The 19,198-nt window shown below is 38.9% G+C and carries 21 protein-coding genes; 1 reads left to right on the plus strand and 20 read right to left on the minus strand.

What is annotated here, in order from left to right; genetic code table 11:
* On the plus strand, window positions 1–495 hold a 495-nt coding region (locus VIK44_RS07855; protein WP_331553302.1), incomplete at its 5' end, for a YihY/virulence factor BrkB family protein.
* 132 nt (window positions 496–627) lie between these two features.
* Here the strand turns inward: VIK44_RS07855 and VIK44_RS07860 are convergent.
* The 20 genes from VIK44_RS07860 to hypF form a co-directional block, all read right to left on the minus strand.
* Window positions 628–1,101, minus strand: coding sequence for a ferritin family protein (locus tag VIK44_RS07860; protein ID WP_331553303.1), 474 nt, complete (start codon window positions 1,099–1,101; stop codon window positions 628–630).
* Between the two features lie 57 nt (window positions 1,102–1,158).
* Complete coding sequence (locus VIK44_RS07865; RefSeq protein WP_331553304.1) at window positions 1,159–1,983, minus strand: alpha/beta hydrolase; 825 nt, start codon at window positions 1,981–1,983, stop codon at window positions 1,159–1,161.
* Between the two features lie 61 nt (window positions 1,984–2,044).
* Entirely contained in the window at window positions 2,045–2,431 is a 387-nt protein-coding gene (locus tag VIK44_RS07870) for a DUF302 domain-containing protein (protein ID WP_331553306.1), read from the minus strand.
* A 76-nt stretch (window positions 2,432–2,507) separates the two neighbouring features.
* Window positions 2,508–2,948: a peptide-methionine (R)-S-oxide reductase MsrB gene (msrB, locus tag VIK44_RS07875; protein WP_331553307.1), complete on the minus strand. Its 441-nt coding sequence runs from the start codon at window positions 2,946–2,948 to the stop codon at window positions 2,508–2,510.
* Window positions 2,949–3,020: 72 nt separating this feature from the next.
* Complete coding sequence (locus tag VIK44_RS07880; RefSeq protein WP_331553308.1) at window positions 3,021–5,075, minus strand: thioredoxin domain-containing protein; 2,055 nt, start codon at window positions 5,073–5,075, stop codon at window positions 3,021–3,023.
* A gap of 379 nt (window positions 5,076–5,454) precedes the next feature.
* The gene (gene hypE, locus VIK44_RS07885) at window positions 5,455–6,462 is read right to left on the minus strand and encodes a hydrogenase expression/formation protein HypE (protein WP_331553309.1); all 1,008 of its coding nucleotides are present in this window, start codon (window positions 6,460–6,462) and stop codon (window positions 5,455–5,457) included.
* 16 nt (window positions 6,463–6,478) lie between these two features.
* Window positions 6,479–7,570, minus strand: a complete 1,092-nt coding sequence (gene hypD / locus VIK44_RS07890) for a hydrogenase formation protein HypD (protein WP_331553310.1) — start codon at window positions 7,568–7,570, stop codon at window positions 6,479–6,481.
* Window positions 7,557–7,781: a HypC/HybG/HupF family hydrogenase formation chaperone gene (locus VIK44_RS07895; protein WP_331553312.1), complete on the minus strand. Its 225-nt coding sequence runs from the start codon at window positions 7,779–7,781 to the stop codon at window positions 7,557–7,559. The genes hypD and VIK44_RS07895 overlap by 14 nt, the downstream gene beginning before the upstream one ends.
* Window positions 7,735–8,505: a twin-arginine translocase subunit TatC gene (gene tatC / locus VIK44_RS07900; protein WP_331553313.1), complete on the minus strand. Its 771-nt coding sequence runs from the start codon at window positions 8,503–8,505 to the stop codon at window positions 7,735–7,737. Before tatC (VIK44_RS07900) ends, VIK44_RS07895 begins: the two co-directional genes overlap by 47 nt.
* A gap of 29 nt (window positions 8,506–8,534) precedes the next feature.
* Window positions 8,535–9,281 carry a twin-arginine translocase subunit TatC gene (gene tatC, locus VIK44_RS07905; protein WP_331553314.1) on the minus strand — a complete coding sequence of 249 codons (747 nt, stop codon included), beginning with the start codon at window positions 9,279–9,281 and terminating at the stop codon, window positions 8,535–8,537.
* A 30-nt stretch (window positions 9,282–9,311) separates the two neighbouring features.
* Entirely contained in the window at window positions 9,312–9,536 is a 225-nt protein-coding gene (gene tatA / locus VIK44_RS07910) for a twin-arginine translocase TatA/TatE family subunit (RefSeq protein ID WP_331553315.1), read from the minus strand.
* Between the two features lie 61 nt (window positions 9,537–9,597).
* On the minus strand, window positions 9,598–9,846 hold the full coding sequence (tatA, locus tag VIK44_RS07915; protein WP_331553316.1) for a twin-arginine translocase TatA/TatE family subunit: 249 nt from the start codon (window positions 9,844–9,846) through the stop codon (window positions 9,598–9,600).
* A 15-nt stretch (window positions 9,847–9,861) separates the two neighbouring features.
* On the minus strand, window positions 9,862–10,530 hold the full coding sequence (gene hypB / locus VIK44_RS07920; protein ID WP_331553317.1) for a hydrogenase nickel incorporation protein HypB: 669 nt from the start codon (window positions 10,528–10,530) through the stop codon (window positions 9,862–9,864).
* 3 nt (window positions 10,531–10,533) lie between these two features.
* Window positions 10,534–10,875 carry a hydrogenase maturation nickel metallochaperone HypA gene (gene hypA / locus VIK44_RS07925; protein WP_331553318.1) on the minus strand — a complete coding sequence of 114 codons (342 nt, stop codon included), beginning with the start codon at window positions 10,873–10,875 and terminating at the stop codon, window positions 10,534–10,536.
* 9 nt (window positions 10,876–10,884) lie between these two features.
* The gene (locus tag VIK44_RS07930; RefSeq protein WP_331553319.1) at window positions 10,885–11,349 is read right to left on the minus strand and encodes a hydrogenase maturation protease; all 465 of its coding nucleotides are present in this window, start codon (window positions 11,347–11,349) and stop codon (window positions 10,885–10,887) included.
* Complete coding sequence (locus VIK44_RS07935) at window positions 11,346–13,004, minus strand: nickel-dependent hydrogenase large subunit (RefSeq protein WP_331553320.1); 1,659 nt, start codon at window positions 13,002–13,004, stop codon at window positions 11,346–11,348. Before VIK44_RS07935 ends, VIK44_RS07930 begins: the two co-directional genes overlap by 4 nt.
* A 24-nt stretch (window positions 13,005–13,028) precedes the next feature.
* Window positions 13,029–13,925, minus strand: coding sequence for a hydrogenase small subunit (locus VIK44_RS07940; protein ID WP_331553321.1), 897 nt, complete (start codon window positions 13,923–13,925; stop codon window positions 13,029–13,031).
* A gap of 325 nt (window positions 13,926–14,250) precedes the next feature.
* On the minus strand, window positions 14,251–15,663 hold the full coding sequence (locus tag VIK44_RS07945) for a nickel-dependent hydrogenase large subunit (protein WP_331553322.1): 1,413 nt from the start codon (window positions 15,661–15,663) through the stop codon (window positions 14,251–14,253).
* A 43-nt stretch (window positions 15,664–15,706) separates the two neighbouring features.
* On the minus strand, window positions 15,707–16,591 hold the full coding sequence (locus tag VIK44_RS07950; RefSeq protein WP_331553324.1) for a hydrogenase small subunit: 885 nt from the start codon (window positions 16,589–16,591) through the stop codon (window positions 15,707–15,709).
* 327 nt (window positions 16,592–16,918) lie between these two features.
* Window positions 16,919–19,192 carry a carbamoyltransferase HypF gene (hypF, locus tag VIK44_RS07955; protein WP_331553325.1) on the minus strand — a complete coding sequence of 758 codons (2,274 nt, stop codon included), beginning with the start codon at window positions 19,190–19,192 and terminating at the stop codon, window positions 16,919–16,921.
* Window positions 19,193–19,198 lie beyond the last annotated feature (6 nt).

Below are 19,198 nucleotides of genomic sequence, written 5' to 3' on the forward strand. Positions count from 1 at the left end.
GAAACCCGGCCCTTTCTGAAGTTAAAAGCTGTTTCATTGGCTATTACTCTGGTGCTTACTTTTACTATTATATTTTCCATGATTCTAATCGTTTTCGGCGGAATTCTGGGAACACAATTTTTTCATTTTTTAGGATTCTCGAATATATTCTTAAAGATTTGGAGCTATTTCAGATTAATCATTGCCTTAATCGCGATCATCCTTGTTTTTATTTTCCTTTATTATAATGCCCCAAATCGCCGAATGCGTTTTAAGGAGGTTCTACCTGGTGCAATCATTGCTTCAATCAGTTGGGTCATCGTTTCTTTTGCCTTTTCTTTTTATGCCAATAACCTGGGCAATTACACAGCGGTATATGGAAGCCTTGGTGGTATTTTTGCCTTGCTGACCTGGATATATTTGAGCAGTATCATCTTTTTATTGGGTGCTGAAATAAATGCTTCTCTCGTATTTTCAAAAACAGGAATTGAAAAAGAAAAGTTCAAACGTTTCTAAAAACATAACTGGCTTCTTCTTAATGATTCCAAGCTGAAAGCCACAGTCAATAATACTTAAAAAAAGTCCTTCAATTATTTCAAATTGAAGGACTTTTTAAAGCGACATTTTTCAGTTATTTGTCTTTCTGCATTAATATTCTTCTCTTATTCCAAATTCAGCGTTTTCAACCCATTCTTCAGGTCGTTCAACCAGTAATATCAATTCTTCGAATATTGTATAATGATCTTTTTCCTGTTTGATGAGGAATTCAAATAATTCCTTCGATTGGTCATCCGTTGATTCGGATAAAAAGCTTTTATAAAGGTCAATACTTTTTCTTTCTATTTCTAAAGCAAATTTATACGCATCCAACTGATTGGGAATTTTTTCGAATTCACTTATAAAACCCTTGCTTTCTTTGAACACATTATTGACTTGAGAAAGCGTGTTACTATCTGTTAATTCATTGAACTTATTTTGCAAAATCCGAGCATGATGTGCTTCGTCTTCTTCCAACAAAAGAAATACAGTATTTAAGCTGTTGTCTTTGTTTTTTTCTGCTTGCTTTTTGTAAAATTTTTCACCATCATGTTCCATATTTATTGCAAATTCTAAATTATTCATAAATTCATCTCCTAAATTAAATTAACTAAATTTGTAAACTTATTTATTTGTAAGACTTCAGGCCTTAAGAAATTCTAAAAGGTCGGCATTGAGCTGGTCTTTGTGGGTATCTGTAATCCCATGAGGTCCGCCTTTATAAATCTTTAAGGTGGCGTTCTTAACCAGTTTCGATGAGAGAAGCGCAGCTGCGCCGACTGGCACAATCTGGTCGTCATCGCCATGGATAATCAGGGTTGGTACGTCGAACTTTTTCAGGTCTTCGGTAAAATCCGTTTCGGAAAATGCTTTGATACAGTCAAAGGCATTCTTATGACCGGCATGCATTCCCTGATGCCAGAATGAATTGATTATCCCCTGGGAAACTTTGGCACCGGGTCTGTTGCCACCAAAGAACGGTCCGCTAGCTAAATCTAAATAGAGCTGGGAGCGGTCGGTAATGGATCCGAGCCGTATCCCGTCGAACACCTCAATGGGCAAGCCACCGGGATTAGCCGCTGTTTTGAGCATCAGTGGCGGAACGGATGAGATCAGCCCAGCCTTAGCTACTCGTTTGGTGCCATAGCGGCCAATATATCGGGCAATTTCACCGCCGCCGGCAGAGAAGCCGATGAGGACAGCGTCTTTAAGGTCAAGTGCTTCCATGAGTTCGGAAAGGTCATCGGCATAGGTGTCCATATCGTTGCCAGTCCATGACTGACATGACCGTCCATGACCTCGACGGTCATGGGCAATGCAGCGATAACCTTTTGAGGCCAGGAACATCATCTGAGCTTCCCAGCTATCTGAATTAAGGGGCCAACCGTGACTGAAAACAACTGGTTGTCCGGTTCCCCAGTCTTTGTAATAAATCTTTGTACCATCTTTCACCTTTATCTTGCTCATTATTTTCCTCCTTTTTATTTAAAAGAGGTACCTTCTATAGGGTACCTCTTTCATTGTTTTTTTATCTGGCATCGTTTATTGCAGATTTTAGTTGATTTTCGACTTCCAGTGCAGTACCTGCTAATTTATCATCTCTGATCATTCCAATTAACTCTGTCGGCCTTGGCATACCAATAAATACTGAGTCATCTTCTTCATACACCACTATTTTACAGGGTAAAAAGTATCCTGCTTCTATATTTTGGTTTAACACTATTTTTGCCTGGCTTGGATTGCAAACTTCTAATATTTCGAAATTTTTATCAAAATCCAGTCCTTTTTCCCTGAGTTTTTCCTTAAAGTCCAACTGCCATAACACCCCGAATTTGTAATTACCCAAACTTGTTTTCAGATCTTCAATCGCCTGTTTAAAACTCTTATCGGTTTGAACTTTGTAAATTGCATCCATAATGTTTCTCCTTTAGAATTGATTCTAATATATTTACACCCATCAGTATCTTCTCTAAACAATTAAGTCTAATACATTATAACATATCCACATACTCACTGTATCCTTGTTCTTCCATTTTTTCTTTGGGAACAAATCGCAGAGCGGCACTGTTGATACAATATCGCAAACCCCCTTTTTCCTTTAGCCCATCTCCAAATACATGTCCTAAATGGGAATCGCCAATGGCGCTTCGGACTTCAGTTCGTTGCATTCTCAGGGTATTGTCATCTGATTCCTTCACTGCCCTGCGATCTATGGGTTTTGAAAAACTGGGCCAGCCACATCCGGACTCAAATTTATCTGTAGATATAAAAAGAGGTTCTCCGGTGGTGATATCCACATAGATTCCTTCCTTAAACTCATTGTAATACTCATTTTTAAACGGTTGCTCTGTGGCACTTTCCTGAGTCACTGCATATTGTTCAGGCGTTAAGGATTGAGCGAGTTCTTTTTTATCTTTTTTTACATAATTCATGATTCACACCAACCTTTTCATTAAATTTTAATAACATATTATCATTTATTAAGGACAGTTGTCATTAAATTCTCAAATCAATTGATTAAAGGCTTCTATTTCGGTGACTGGCTGTTCACAATGATAGTTTTCGCAAATATATGCGGTTGCTTTGCCTTCTGATGTTCTCTGATTTTTTGCGAAATCATTAATCTGTTCTAATTTTCCATCTTCCTCATTTAATAACACTACTGAAAAAGGCATATATTTTTTATTCAGACTTTCAATCATGGCTTTAATAGTGGCTTCTTCTCTTTTCCCGGCCAGAACAATTTCTTTTGTGGGTTCCTCTGCAAACAGCTTGGCGCTGAGCATCATAGTGAATGCCATTGGAGACTGGTTAAGCTTACCTGCAAAATAAGTAAACATGGCCTCTGCTTTATCTGCCAGGTCTTTTCTCCCGGTCATTTTCCCTAATCTAACCAGACAATAAGCTGCTATTGAGTTACCGGCGGGTATGGCGTTGTCAAATATGTCTTTTGGTTTTGCAATTAACTGTTCTGCGTCTTTACCGTATAAATAAAAGCCGGATTCACCTTTTTCATCACCAAAGAGATCCACCATATCATCCAGACGTTTAAGGGCTTTTTCCAGGTATTCGATCTTAAAAGTGGCTTCGTAGCACTCAATATAGCCCCAGATCATAAAGGCATAGTCGTCAAGATAGGCCAAATGTTTAACATCACCCTGTCGGTATCTGGCAAAGAGACGACCATCGTTTCCGGTCAGATTTTTCTCGATAAATTCAATGGCCTGTTCTGCCTGTTTAATAATGGCAGGGCTATTAAAGATTCTGCCTGCCTTTGCCAAAGCGGCGATCATAAGACCATTCCATCCCGTTAAAATCTTATCGTCTTTGTGGGGATGAATCCGTTTTTCTCTTTCATTAAAGAGTTCCTTAGCCATCACTTCAAGTTGATCCTTGATATCCTGGTTTTCTTGAATGATTTCAATTGAGGTTGTAATCAGATTCAGAATGTTCGTTCCTTCAAAATTACCTTCTTTTGTCATCGGATAATAGTGAAGGAAAAATTCAGACCGATCATGTCCAAGAATTTTTTCAACTTCATCCATTGTCCAAACATAAAATTTTCCTTCGACCCCTTCCGAATCCGCATCTTCGGCGCAATAAAATCCACCTTCCGGTGACATTAAATCCCGGGTTACATAGGTAATGATTTTTTCTGCAATATCTTTATAAAGTGCATTTCCAGTAGCTTGATAGGTTTCGGCATAAGCCATAATCAATAGCGCATTATCGTATAACATTTTTTCAAAATGAGGAACTAGCCAGGCCTGATCCGTGGCATATCTTGAAAACCCAAAACCAATGTGATCAAAAATCCCCCCTTTATACATTTGCGTCAGGGTTTTTTCCACCATCTCAAGGGCATGGGATTCTTTATTTGCTTCAGAATACCGCAATAAATAAAACAGATTATGCGGGGTGGGGAACTTCGGTTCCATACCAAAACCTCCATATTCTACGTCAAAGCTTTGATTAAAGTAATCATAGGCATCTCTAAAAACGTCTCGATCAAAGATAGTTTCTTCTTCTGTTCTATCCAGAGAATTCAGCATAAGGGTTATTTTTTCGGCTGAATTTTCAACTTCTGACTGACTTTGATTCCATTTGTTTGTGATTCCCTTTAAAACTTCTAAAAGCCCCGGCCGACCATATTTATAATTTTTAGGAAAATATGTCCCAACATAGAATGGTTTCTTTTCCGGTGTTAAAAATACAGTGAGAGGCCAGCCCCCCTGTCCCGTGCTTACATGTGAAAAGGTCATATAGATTTGGTCAATATCCGGTCGTTCTTCCCGATCAACTTTAATGCTGATGAAATCCCTGTTCAAAACCGCTGCAACCTCTGCATCTTCAAAAGATTCTCTTTCCATAACGTGGCACCAGTGGCAGGTGCTATACCCAATAGAAAGGAATATAGGTTTATTAAGGGCTTTTGCTTTATCAAAGGCTTCTTCCGTCCAGGGATACCAATCCACAGGATTATATGCGTGCTGCAATAAATAGGGGCTTTTTTCGTTCATTAAATAATTCGCTTTTTTATACAACTTGTTATATGGCATAGAATCACTCCTTTTAGTCATTGTTCAACTTTGCTTTTTAATTTTTACCCGTTTTTATATTTATACCCACCAAAAACGCCAACAATCGTACCTCCATATTTTTATTAATGGTTTTATAAAATATAAAGGTTAAAGCCAGACTGATGATGGTAAAAATCGATATGTTTTATTTTTCTTTTTACATTATTGGAGCCTGCTAGTGATTTTTCAAATTCAATTCGTATTTTCCTTGGCCAATCTCCCAAAAAACAATAAATAACCACGAAAGCTTTCTTAATTTAAGAAATAGCTTTCATGGTTCAATAGATATGCTTTTTATCCTTCACGCAACCTTCAATTTATCACTCTTCGTGACATCCATAACATTATTCTTCAAAATTTAACATATTCTTGGAAGCTGAATTCCGGATGGCATATCAACCAGCCTTTTTCCACCGACTACAGTATTGACATAAACCTTTTGTCCTGATTCTTCGGTAACTTTTCCAATAATGACAGCATCATAACCCAGTGGATGTTCTCTCATTGCATTAAGCACTTCTTGCGCATAAGCTTCCGGTACAAAGGCGCAAAGCTTTCCTTCATTGGCAATATAAAGTGGATCCAGCCCCAGCATTTCAGTGGCGCCTTTTACTTCTTCTTTTAAAGGTAACATATTTTCTTCAAGAGCGACCGTTACCTGACTGAATTCGCTGATTTCATTAAGCACTGCAGCAACTCCGCCTCGTGTAGCATCCCGAATAACATGAATTCCCTCATATGCTTCAAGCATTGTGTCGACTAAGGAATTCAAACAGGCACAGTCACTTTTTAAATTCCCTTCTAAACCAAGTTTGTTTCTTTCACACATGATTGTCATGCCATGATCGCCTAATGACCCATTGATGATGATGATGTCTCCCACTTTTGCATTGGCACAATTAATATCAACATTCTCATAAATCTTCCCGATCCCTGAAGTGTTAATAAAAATACCGTCAGCACTGCCTTTCTCAACAACTTTTGTGTCTCCGGCGACAATTTTCACCCCGGCTTTATGGGCTTCCTCTGCCATTGATTTCACAATTTCTTCCAGTTCTTTAATAGAAAAACCTTCTTCGATAATAAAAGCACTTGTTAGGTAAAGTGGTTTGGCTCCGCTGACGGCCAGATCATTGACCGTCCCGCAGACTGCTAATTTACCAATATTGCCGCCATTAAAAAACAGTGGATTCACCACAAATGAATCCGTGGTAAACGCAAGTTTTTTGAAATCCAGCTCAACTTGAGCTGCATCATTCATCTGATTTAAAATATCGTTATTAAAATATTTAAAAAATACGTCATTTATCAATCGGTTCGTTTGTACACCGCCGCTGCCGTGACTTAAAGTGATCATGTCGTCCATTTGAATAGACCTCCAGTTATTTCGTGTCTTTGTGGTATCGATAATAAGCCGCACAGGTACCTTCTGATGAAACCATGCAGGAACCAACCGGGTTTTCCGGATTACAGATTTTTTTAAAAAGCGGACAATCCGGTGGCTTGATTTTCCCCTTGAGTATTTCTCCGCATTTGCACCCGGGACTGCCATCATATTCTTCATAATCTATTTTGAAATGCTTAAGCGCATCAAAGTCTTCGTATTCGCCCTTAAATTCCAGTCCGCTGTTGGGGATTCTGCCCAGGCCTCTCCAACTGCTATCCACACGATTAAACGCTTTTTTTAAATATTCCAAGGCAGAGGGATTTCCCTCTGTTTTAACGATTCGTTTATAGTCATTCTCAATCCTGTTATTTTTTTTACTCACTGAGCTTACCAGTGTATTCAACCCCTGAAGCATATCAATGGGCTCAAACCCTGTGACGACTCCCGGGATATGATAATCCCTGCTCAAAAATTCAAAGGGTTTTGACCCAATAATTGCACAGACATGCCCCGGTAATAAAAACCCGTCTATTATTAAATCTTTTTCCTTAACTAACGCCTCCATAACCGGTGGGACGATTTTGTGGGCGGTCAGGAAAAACAAATTACTGATATTATTTTTTTTAGCTTCCATAACAGTAACCGCAGCCATAGGAGCCGTTGTTTCAAATCCTACGGACAAAAATACGATCTTTTTAGAAGGGTTTTGGTTTGCCATCAAAAGACAATCCATGGGCGAGTATACAATTCTTACATCTGCACCTTCTGCTTTTTTTTTAGTGAGTGAACCCTTTTTCCCAGGGACTTTCATCATATCTCCAAAAGTTGCAATAATGACATTCCCTTTTTCAGAAAGTGTCAGGGCTGTATCAATATAACTCTGAGGTGTGACGCACACCGGACAACCCGGACCTGATATAAGATTGATGTTTGAAGGCAGTACATCCCTGATACCATATCTGAATATAGCCATGGTATGGGACCCGCAAACCTCCATAATATTCATCTTTTCGCTGGAAATATTATTTAGCTTCTCAACCAGTATTTTAGTGTATTCATTGTTTCTGAATTCATCAACAAATTTCATTTTGGGCAAGCTCCTTTAAAATATCCAAGGTTATTTTTGCTTCTGCTTCATCGATCATCTGTATTGCACAGCCTGCATGTACAAGTACATAGTCATTCACAACCGCCTCTGGTACGAGATGCATAAACACATCCCTTGTCATATTTCCAATTTCTACCGACCCATTATTTCCGTCTAAACTTAAAACCTTTCCGGGTATTGCCAGACACATTCTCTCTCCTCCTTTTTCTTCTTTCGCTTAAAAATATAATCCAGATACTTATTTCATACATTAACAAAACAGGAGCCGCCGCCATAGCAAATGTAAAAAAATCCACTGAGGGTAATAATACGCCTTCTAATGCAAGCACTCCCAGCATTACTGGTATTTGTTTTTTTCTTAATACCCTGGAACTTATGAGCGAATGTTTCCCTAATAACACTAAACCATAGGGGATCAGAAACGTAATGCCTGTGAAAAGGCAAAAAACACCTATGAAATTAAAATAGGTGCTGCCATTCAGCACTGGTTTTAAGTAAGTGTTTCCATAAGAGATTAAAAAATTAAGTGAATGTGGCAAGATCATGGTGTATCCAAAAACGATGCCAAGTATAAATAAGCCGGAAAGAACAAATCCATTCTTATATAAATACTTTTTTTCTATGGAAGTTAAACCAGCTCCCACAAACGCCAATATTTCATAGAGTATAATGGGGCTGGTAATAATAAGGGCTGCAACAAGAGATATTTGAAGTCTTGTGACAAAACCTTCTGTTAATCTAAAGTATACGAGACTTAAATTAAACTCTGCTATGGGTTTTATCAGTATATTAATTAAATAATTAACCTGATAATAGATAAGAAAGGTAACAGCAGAAATACTGATCACCGATATTATGATTCTTTTTCTTAACTCATTTAAATGGTCGACTACAGACATTTCATTTGCTGCCATATCTTTACCTCACAAAATTCACTCTCTGGTTATTCTGAGAATTCTTTGCTTTTCTTTCGTTTATCTTTTTTTTCAAACAAGAATATCGACCAGATACTTACTTCATAAAGAATTAAAATTGGCAGCGTTACAATGGCTAACGTAAACGCATCCGGGGATGGTGTGATTAAAGCTGCTCCGATAACCGCTAACAAAATAGTCATCTTTCGTGCCTTTTTCAGCATTTTTGAATTAATAATCCCGATTCTTGATAAAGCAATTAAAATTAATGGCAGTTCAAATACTGCACCGATACAAAAAAGCAATCCCCCTATAAAGGAAAAGTATTGATTTGCAGACAAGGTCGGTATCATAAAACCATTACTGGTATCCATAAGAAATTTTATAGTTGTCGGTAAAACCAGGGTATATCCAAAAACCATTCCAAAAGCGAAGAGGACAAAAGACAAAGGTAAAATAAGAAATATCAGAAGTCTCTTGATTTTTTTTGTCAGTACCGATCCCGTTGCCTGTATGATTAGAAAAATTATGATTGGTGAGGCTACGATAAGCCCTCCTAAAACAGAAACCTTTAGCTTTGCCATGAGTCCTTCAGCCGGCGTCATGAAATGCAATTGCACGCCATTGAGTGGCTGTGCAAGTATACTAATTAACAAATCAGCTTGAATATATACAAGCGAGGATGCTGCAATAATAACTAAAACTATCCAAAGAATAATTTTTCTGAATCTCTCAAGCCAGTGGACCGCCTTGACAATACCTTCGCTTTTAATCATAGCTTTACTCCCTAACGATTATTTTATTTCTTAACTTTTACCATCTTCAGTTTTAACTTCTGCATTGGTTTCCTGGGCTTTAACCTCTGCCTCTGGTTCTGTTTTATTATCATTCATTAGCTGAGTTGAGGCTTTTTTAAATTCTTTAATGGTTTCACCAACTGACTTACCTAATGATGGTAACTTTCCTGGTCCAAATATGATCAGCGCAATAACTAATATTATTGCTAACTCCGGAAATCCTAAACTTGGCATAATAAAACCCCTCCTTTTATTTAATCCAACTCTTTAAACGCTTTAAATTTTTTATTGTCCTTCATGTTTTATTTTCTTTCGATTTACCTTCAGCGTTTATTGCCTGTCCTTTAACATCTGCTTTGGTTTCAGTTTGGACAGTTTCACTGATTTCTGTTTTGTTAACACTCACTGGCTCGGATGTGCCCTTTCTAAATTCTTTAATCGTTTCACCTACAGACTTACCTAATCCAGGTAACTTTCCTGGTCCAAATATGATCAGCGCAATAACTAATATTATTGCTAACTCCGGAAATCCTAATCTTGGCATAATACAATTCCTCCTTTATTTCATTTCACTTTTTTTATTTCTTATTTTACTCATTAACCACGAACATATTTCATCGATTCCCTGATTTTTAACACAGGATGTTTCAAAGGTATCCGCATTGGCATTTAAAGATTTAATATCATAATAAAACTCAGCTTTGTCAAAATCAGTAAATTCTATTATATCCAGTTTGTTTAAGATAACTGCACCGCATTTTTCAAACATCAGTGGATATTTCAGGGGTTTGTCATTGCCTTCTGTGGTGCTCAAAACAGCGATTTTTATATCTTCACCGATTTCAAATTCTGCCGGGCAAACGAGATTACCGACATTTTCGATAACAAGCAAATCAATTTTATCAAGGGTTAATCCGTTTAATGCCCCTCTGATCATTTCGGCATCAAGGTGACAGGCTCCTCCGGTGTTGATTTGAACCACTGGAACACCCTGGGCTTCAATTCTCTGGGCATCTTTTGTGGTATAAATATCCCCTTCAATCACCGCAATATTAATATCGTTTTTAAGTTTCGCGATAATGCGTTCAAGCAATGATGTCTTACCTGAACCCGGTGAACTCATAAGGTTTATGACATAGATACCCTTATCATTCAGTAATTTTTTATTTTTAGCAGTGATCTCATCATTTGTTTGAAGAATGTTTGTAACGACCTTTATTTCACTCATCCTTTAATCTCCTTCTATGGTATTTATATAAAGCTCATAGCCACTAACAATACTCGAACAAAATTGATTGCAAATTGGACAGAGTTTATTAAAATGGTCAATTGGGAATTCTTTTTTACAGTCAAGGCACTCCGCTATGGCCTTTACTTTTTCTATTTCTAAGGTTGCGCCTTCAAGCATTGACTCCATTATGCAACTTTTGAATGCAAAGTTGAGAGATTCCGGCATAACCCCGGATAATTCACCTATTTTTAATGATACTTTGGATACCTTAGTGAATTTGTTTTCAATTGCTTTTTCGGTTACTATTTTTACAACATTTTGAATGATCGAAACTTCATGCATCTTGATCTCCTAGTTAAGCTTCAATTCTTTCTTTATATGCGAAACGATTTCCGGTATTTTTGATATTATTGTTTTTGTCATTTCCAGCTCTAAGGATATTTTTTCCGGTTCTATGCCGAATATTACTACTAAAGGGGTTTTATCCAGCATCTTTGCCATTCTTACAACATCCAGTATTTGAACGTCATGAATGGAAAGATTTTCTTTTTCGTAATGACTGATATCTTCGGGTTTTATTTTGTAGATGGTGCCCGGTTTTAAACCTGCCCTGAGACAATCCACAACAATTACCTTTTTATAATCCAGAAAGAAACCCAGCATATCCAGTGTGGATGTACCGCCATCGACTAATTCAATCGTCGATGGCAGCATTTCATTTTCCAATTGTTTGATTACATGGACTCCGACACCATCATCCTGAAGTAAAATATTACCGATTCCGATAATAACAGTGTCCTTTAACTCTGGTATCAAAGCGGCTGTACAATAAAGTTTGACATTTCAATGCCTTCTGGGGACATGACATGCACTGAACAGCCTGTACATGGGTCAAAGGAGTGGACGATTCTTAATAGCTCCACTGGTTCGGCACTATTTGCGACATTTACTCCAATCAGTGCCATCTCAATGGGTCCAACATTTCCAGCATCATCCATGGGTGATGCATTCCAACAGGTTGGCGTTACTATCTGGTATTGTGATATTTTTGAAGCTGCAATCGTCACCCAATGGCCCAGGGCGCCTCGCGGTGCTTCCGTTAATCCAATACCTGTTCCTGCTACTACCGCAGTGGCATTGGTTGCAATGGCTGTTGCGGCTGTTGTTGCATCCACTGGGGTCGCAGGAGCGGCTACCCCTGTTGCTGATGTCGTTGCCTGTACTGCTGTCGCGGCTGCCGCTACAACTGTTGCGGCTGTTGTTGCATCTGTTTCGGATACGCTTTTATCATCGCTGCTGTTTTCACTTTCGCTCCCGGTTTTGTTTTCGCTATCTTTTTCACTATCTGAACCAGTATTGCCACTTGATGTTACCGTGCCCATATTCGTATATCCGGATACTCCAACCTGAAGCTGACTGAGCCAGGTTGCCATATTAGTGGCGATCTTACTTGTCTCTGTATATCTTGCCAGGTGTCTGTCCATAACAGAAATCCCATTTCTATAATCGCCGCTTACCCAGGTTCTTGCCAGACTTCCGGCTTCATAGGCCACATCATTGTATCGTGGTGCCTTAAGCCAGGTATAGGCACCTGATTTTCCATAGCTTGGGGTTGTTGTTTCAGATGAAGGGTTAGCTCCTGAAGGTGATGAATACCAGGAATGTCCCACGTATTCTTTTATATTAGCTGCATCAAAGCTTCCAACTGCACCGTTTGTGACGGTTCCCGCAGGGAATAATTGAGTTCCGGTAATATTCGTATCAAAGACACCATAGGATATCAGGTTCCCATAACCTTTACCGATTTGATAATAATCGCTATAAGCTGTTGCTAATTTATTGACATCCGCATTATATTCACTTTGGATAAAGGCCTTAATTGTCCCTAAATAATCACTGAAATTAGCGATGTCCGCAGACGAAGGACTTGCTGTCACACCGCCTGGTACGACATTACCAACATGAGGAAGTTTTCCTCCGAAAATTGCTCCCATTTCCTGAGCTTGTCTTCTTATGGATAAAGCGGTAACATAATTAGCCATCAATGTTTGGCTGTCAGCAGCACTGAATCTGAAATCCTGGGAATAACCGGGAGTCCATGGATGCATTGCCGGACCTTGAACATAATCCAGCAAGGCAAGCTGATAAAAGTGCAGTATATTACTGGCTATAAAGTTAGCTCCCTGGATAAGATCTCTTAAAAGCAGTCCCTGAAGATTTGGAGTAAAATTTCCTGCCTGCTCTGTGGCCTTTGATGAAGCGATGGCATGAGAAACTGGGCAAACGCCGCAGATTCTCTGCGTTAAAAAAGCCGCATCCCCAGGATTTCTTCCCACTAACATGTTTTCGAAACCCCGATATAGATTACCGGTTGCCTCTGCGGCAGTCACGGTGTTACTTGCATCTAAAGTGACGGAAATTTTCAAATGGCCTTCCAGTCTTGTTATTGGATCTAATACTATTGTACTCATATTTTATAATCCCTTCTTATTCAATTAATCAGAACCGATTAATAATGGATTCGCCGGGAAGGTAGGATCTGAACATCCTATGCAAGGGTAATTAACACCGATACACCATGCTTGTCCATTATTCCATTTCATGGATTCACATACATTCTGGCAGGATTTACCCATACAACCCAAGGCTTCAAAACATCCTGATGTTGCTCCTATTTGACTTGCATCATCTTCTTCTCTTCTGGGGCAGGTTGAATGGATTGTTTCACTAAAATATTTAGTCGGTCTGTTGTTCGAATCCACTGCCGGCTTACCAACTAAAATGAGATCCAGCAGCGATTGAATCATAACCGTAGGATGAACCGGACAACCTGACAAATTGACAACCGGGTTAATTGTTTTACCGGTCAATAGTGTGTTAACGCCTGAACAACCTGTTTCATTGGTACCGGCCGCTGATACGCCTCCAAAGGAAGCACACGTTCCTGCCGCTACGACATATTTTGCCATGGGACCATATTTTAAAACAGCCTGTTGGACTGTTAAAGGAACGCCATTCAGCTCTCCGATGACACAGTAGTTTCCGCTTGCACCAGTCGGTACAGCACCCTCTACAACCAGTATAAATTGACCGTTATACTGGGTTGCGCTTTCTTCTAAAGCCTGAACTGCACCAGAGCCTGATGATGCCATAATTGTATTGTTATATTTCATACTGACTTTATTTAATAGAACGTCATCAATGGTGGCTGGATTAGTTACATTTAATGTGGAGATTGTACACCCGGAGCAGCCTGCACCTTGAATCCAAATGATTGGTGGATCTGTTTCTGCTGCCAGAACTGAATTTACATCTGCAAGATCAAAATTCACATTCAAAGCAACTCCTGCCGCAACAGACCACTTCAAGAAATCTCTTCTGCTTATTTTCATAGATATTCTCCTTTAATTTTTGAAAAAAACGTCTGTTTTTTTCTTTTATCAATACAAATTTTACTCAAATTTGCATTCCGTTACATTAATGTTATTTTTGTTACAAATTATTTACAAATCAAGAATAACCTTTTTGTAAATAATTGTCAAGTTAAGATTTGCAGACCATTATCAAATCTAAAGATGAATTGAATAATGGTCATAAAAGAAGAAATAAAAAAAACACTGGAAACTTTTTTATGAAAAGAAGCGTCAAATATTTCAACCCTGTCATCTCGAAACAACTATAATTGTTCCAAGAATTCGGTTTCCTTTAACCTTAAAATTATAGCGGTTGGACAACAAAATTAGATATTTCAATGCCTTCTGGTGACATGACATGTACCGAGCATCCTGTACATGGGTCGAAGGAGTGTACAATTCTTAAAAGCTCAACGGGTTGTGCAGTGTCTGTTACATGCGTTCCGATTAAAGCCTTTTCAATGGGTCCCACATTTCCTGCATCGTCCATTGGTGAAGCATTCCAACAGGTTGGGGTGACGATTTGATATCTGGATATTTTTGAAGTGGCAACAGAAACCCAATGTCCGAGAGCCCCTCTTGGTGCTTCTGTTAAACCGATGCCTGTTCCGGTAGCCGGGGTTCCTATATCTGTATAACCGGATACCCCAACCTGAAGCTGGTTAAGCCAGGTTTGCATATTTTCAGCTATCTTGCCGGTTTCAATGCATCTGGCCATATGCCGATCCATAACGGAAACGCCAACTTGATAATCTCCGCTTATCCAGGTTCTTGCCAGACTTCCGGCTTCATAGGGCACATCATTGTATCTTGGCGCCTTAAGCCAGGTATAAGCGCCTGATTTCCCGAAGCTTGGCGTTGTTGCCTCACTTGAAGGGTTGACTCCAGATGGTGATGTATACCAGGAATGTCCGACATATTCTTTTATATTGGTGTTTGCAAACCCTCCAACCACACCGTTAGTGACAGTACCGGCAGGGAATAACTGAGCTCCGGCAGTATTTGTATCAAACACGCCATAGGATATTAAATTGCCATAGCCTTTACCGATTTGATAATAATCGCTATAAGCGGCAGCTAATTTGTTTACATCTGCTCGATAGGTATTTTGAACAAATGCCGTTATTGTATTTAAATAATTTCTGAAGCTGGTGATATGGGTTGAAGTCGGATTTGCTGTCACACCGCCTGGAACGACATTCCCAACATGAGGAAGCTTTCCGCCGAAAATTGCTCCCATTTCATGAGCCTGTCTTCTTATGGATAATGCTGTGACATAATGATCCATTAATGTTTGGCTGTCCGTGGCATTTAATCTAAAATCCAGTGCATAACCGGGAGCCCATGGGCTCATTTGTGGTCCCTGGATAAAGTCCAGCAGTGCCAGCTGATAAAAATGCAATACATTACTGGCAATAAAATTAGCTCCCTGGATCAGATTTCTTAATAATAATGCCTGCAGTGGTGGCGTAAAACCTTGCGCCTGTTCGGTGGCTTTTGAAGAAGCGATGGCATGCGAAACCGGACACACCCCGCAGATTCGCTGTGTTAAAAAGGCCGCATCACCGGGAACTCTTCCGACTAACATATTTTCAAAATCACGATATAAATTACCTGTTGCCTGTGCCGCAGTGACATTATTACCTGCATCTAACGTTACTGAAACTTTTAAATGTCCTTCAAGTCTTGTTATTGGATCTAATACTAAAGTGCTCATAGTTTATTATTCCTTTCATAAATGAATTAATGGTGAGCTAAGCTTATAATAATGGATTGGTTGGGAAGGTAGGATTTGAACAGCCGATGCAGGGATAGTTAACATTCATGCACCATGATTGTCCATTATTCCATTTCAATGATGTGCAAACATTATCAGTGCTTGTTCCCTTGCATCCCAATGATAGGAAGCATCCGGCTGTTGATCCTATTTGGCCTGCATTTCCAGTTCCTTTTCGTGGACACGTATTATGTACCGTTGCTCCAAAGTATTTTGTAGACCTACTGTTATTATCTAATGCCGGCATACCCGTTAATATTAAATCCAAAAGTGTTTGAATCAAAACAGTAGGATGAACTGGACATCCTGGTAAATTTACCACAGGGTTTGTTGTTTTCCCGGTTAATAGTGTTTTAGCACTTTTACATGCTGTATTATTTGTACCTGCAGCCGAAACGCCGCCAAAGGAAGCGCAGGTGCCTGCCGCTACGACATATTTTGCCATGGGCCCATATTTTAAAACAGCCTGTTGCATTGTCATTGGAACGCCAGCGACCTCTCCAATGATACAATAGTTTCCGCTTGCACCGGTAGGTATCGCACCTTCTATCACCAATATAAATTGACTGGCATACTGAGTGGCACATTGATCCAAAGTTTGCATTGTAAGATCACCGGAAGCAGCCATAATTGTGTTGTTATATTTCATGCTTACTTTGTTTAGCAGCACATCATCAATGGTGGTTGGAGTCGTTACATTCAAAGTGGAGATTGTACATCCGGAACAGCCGGCCCCTTGAATCCAAATGATGGGCGGATCTGTTTCTGCTGCCAGAACTGAATTTACATTGTCAAGATCAAATTCTAAGTTCAAAGCAACCCCAGTCGCAACCGACCACTTTAAAAAATCTCTTCTACTTATTTTCACAAATTTCCTCCTTGTAACGTTTGAAAACTATTGAATGTTTCCCATTGCCTGTAATTTTATAGACGAAATGTTAAGTTAATATTTTTTTTATGTAAAGATTGTGTTAAATATATATCAATAATTCTATAAAAGGCTTCTCTCCTTAATTTAAATTTACATTAAATGATATTTTGTTGCATTTTTTTTACAATTAGCAAGCAACAAAACATTTAAAACTCTAGTGACTTTTATCTAAAGAAAAGTCAAATAGCCCCCACCTTGTAAACAAGATGAGGGCTATGATTTATAAAAACCGTATTAAATTCACAGAATTCATTTTATATTGCTTCAATCATTTTCAATGACTGCACTGGCTATGACAATCTGCCCAATGGCAACTCCGCCATCATTAGAAGGCAAGTTTTTATGGGTATGGACTACAAAATCATTCTGCTTGAGATTGCGACATATTTTCCCCAATAAAAATGAATTTTGAAAAACACCGCCACTCAGGGCAACTTCCTTTAACCCGGAGTCTTCTCTGATGCGCAGGCAAAGATTGACTGTAAAATTAACAATGGTATTTTGAAATTTTGAGGCAATCATTTTACCGGATATGCCTTTTATTTTGTCATTTAACGCCTCGATAATTATATCATCGGGCTCTATGATATAATTATCCTGTTTCATTACTTTATAATCATATGCTTCTTCAATTTCTATTTCTGACAGCGCTTCAAGTTCAATGGAAGCCTGACCTTCATAGGTAACGACATCCGTCACTCCAATAATACTTGCCATCGCATCAAAAAGTCTGCCCATACTTGAGGTCTCCGGACAGTTTATGTTTGAATTTAAGATATTAATCAAATTAATGGCCTGCTTACCATATAATTCAAAGATCCTATCCCCAACCTCTTTTTGACTACTTTGTGCGCTTAATGCCTTATAAAGATAGGATACTGCCATTCTCCATGGTTCTTTAATGGCTTTTTCGCCTCCGGGCATTTTTATATAATCAAGATGAGCCACTCTTTTATAGTCAAGGCGATCACAAATCAGAAATTCTCCGCCCCATATTTTTCCATCAGATCCATATCCCGTACCATCAAAGCAAACGCCAATCACTTTTTGTTCTAAATTATTTTCAAACATATTGCTGACAATGTGGGCATGATGATGTTGCACACCTATTCTCGGCAAATCATATTCTAAAGCATACCTGGTTGACATATAACCGGGGTGCAGATCGTGGGCTATAAATTGGGGCGCAAACGAAAATATTTTTTTGAAATGCTCTACATTTTCTCTATAGTGCTCATAGGTTTCCAGATTTTCCAGGTCACCGTTGAATTGACTTAAAAACAATGATCCTTCTTTACTGATACAAAAAGTATTCTTCATATTGGAACCGCAGGCTAAGATATTTCGCATATGATCTGCCTTAAAAGCTTCAGGTACAAAACCCCGGGCCCGGCGAATCATGGTTTGTTCATTTCTGACAACCTTTAATACCGAATCATCAACCGGTACATGTATATCACGATTATACATCAGAAAATAATCCACAATACCGGCCAGACTTTTTCTTGCCGAATCATCCTGATACTCTATGGGCAAACCATTTACATTGGCACTGGTCATAATAAGCACTTCAAGTATTTCCGAAAACAATAAAATATAAATCGGTGTATACGGCAGCATGACCCCCAATGTATTTTGTTTTGGTGCAATATTTCGAGGCAGGTCACCGCTTTTATTTTGATTCAAAATAACAATCGGTTTTTTTATTCCGGTCAGCATTTTTTCTTCTAATGGATTGACTTCGCAGTAGTTCTTTACCGTTTCTATATCCTTTGTCATAATCGCAAGCGGCTTACAGGGTCTTTTTTTTCGCTCTCTTAACTGTTGTACTGCCGTTTCATTCAGACCATCACAGGCCAGGTGAAAACCTCCCAGACCTTTTATGGCAAATATTTTTCCTTCCCTGAGCCTATTCTGAGCAAAGCCTATGGGATCCTCAATTTCTAATATGCTGCCTTTATTATCCTCTATCCAAAGTTCGGGTCCACACTCATCACAGGCATTTGGCTGGGCATGAAACCGCCTGTTTGCGGGATCCGAATATTCTTTATGACACTTCTTGCACATTTTGAATTCACTCATGGTCGTTTTATCTCTGTCGTAAGGCAATTCCTGGATAATCGAAAACCTGGGACCGCAATTGGTACAATTCGTAAAAGCATAATCGTGTCTGCGATTGTTAATATTTAATATGTCTTGCGCGCATTCACTGCAAGTCGCTATATCCGGTGATATAAAAGTGGTTTTACCCAAACTCTTTTCACTTTCTTTGATTTCAAAACCGGAATAATTAAACAGTTCCTCGTTTTTTATGGTTATTTTTGCAATTTTAGCAAGTGGCGGGGAATTATTTTCAAGACACTTCACAAATTCATTTAAATCTTTGAGTGCTCCCTCAACATCGATGGTAACTCCCTGGGAATTGTTATTCACCCATCCTTTTAACCCAAAAGCATTTGCTGAATTGTAGACAAATGGCCGGAAGCCGACGCCTTGAACAATTCCTTCAACAACAATAATCTTTCTCTCTTTATCCAAAATTCA

The organism is Acetobacterium sp. (assembly GCF_036508315.1).
GTDB lineage: Bacteria > Bacillota > Clostridia > Eubacteriales > Eubacteriaceae > Acetobacterium.

Bases quoted from the DNA above. Each gene is read 5' to 3' on its own strand.
- VIK44_RS07860 (WP_331553303.1), bottom strand. From the start codon at position 1,101: ATGAATAATTTAGAATTTGCAATAAATATGGAACATGATGGTGAAAAA.
- VIK44_RS07865 (WP_331553304.1), bottom strand. From the start codon at position 1,983: ATGAGCAAGATAAAGGTGAAAGATGGTACAAAGATTTATTACAAAGAC.
- VIK44_RS07870 (WP_331553306.1), bottom strand. From the start codon at position 2,431: ATGGATGCAATTTACAAAGTTCAAACCGATAAGAGTTTTAAACAGGCG.
- msrB (WP_331553307.1), bottom strand. From the start codon at position 2,948: ATGAATTATGTAAAAAAAGATAAAAAAGAACTCGCTCAATCCTTAACG.
- VIK44_RS07880 (WP_331553308.1), bottom strand. From the start codon at position 5,075: ATGCCATATAACAAGTTGTATAAAAAAGCGAATTATTTAATGAACGAA.
- hypE (WP_331553309.1), bottom strand. From the start codon at position 6,462: ATGGACGACATGATCACTTTAAGTCACGGCAGCGGCGGTGTACAAACG.
- hypD (WP_331553310.1), bottom strand. From the start codon at position 7,570: ATGAAATTTGTTGATGAATTCAGAAACAATGAATACACTAAAATACTG.
- VIK44_RS07895 (WP_331553312.1), bottom strand. From the start codon at position 7,781: ATGTGTCTGGCAATACCCGGAAAGGTTTTAAGTTTAGACGGAAATAAT.
- tatC (WP_331553313.1), bottom strand. From the start codon at position 8,505: ATGGCAGCAAATGAAATGTCTGTAGTCGACCATTTAAATGAGTTAAGA.
- tatC (WP_331553314.1), bottom strand. From the start codon at position 9,281: ATGATTAAAAGCGAAGGTATTGTCAAGGCGGTCCACTGGCTTGAGAGA.
- tatA (WP_331553315.1), bottom strand. From the start codon at position 9,536: ATGCCAAGTTTAGGATTTCCGGAGTTAGCAATAATATTAGTTATTGCG.
- tatA (WP_331553316.1), bottom strand. From the start codon at position 9,846: ATGCCAAGATTAGGATTTCCGGAGTTAGCAATAATATTAGTTATTGCG.
- hypB (WP_331553317.1), bottom strand. From the start codon at position 10,530: ATGAGTGAAATAAAGGTCGTTACAAACATTCTTCAAACAAATGATGAG.
- hypA (WP_331553318.1), bottom strand. From the start codon at position 10,875: ATGCATGAAGTTTCGATCATTCAAAATGTTGTAAAAATAGTAACCGAA.
- VIK44_RS07935 (WP_331553320.1), bottom strand. From the start codon at position 13,004: ATGAGTACAATAGTATTAGATCCAATAACAAGACTGGAAGGCCATTTG.
- VIK44_RS07940 (WP_331553321.1), bottom strand. From the start codon at position 13,925: ATGAAAATAAGCAGAAGAGATTTCTTGAAGTGGTCTGTTGCGGCAGGA.
- VIK44_RS07945 (WP_331553322.1), bottom strand. From the start codon at position 15,663: ATGAGCACTTTAGTATTAGATCCAATAACAAGACTTGAAGGACATTTA.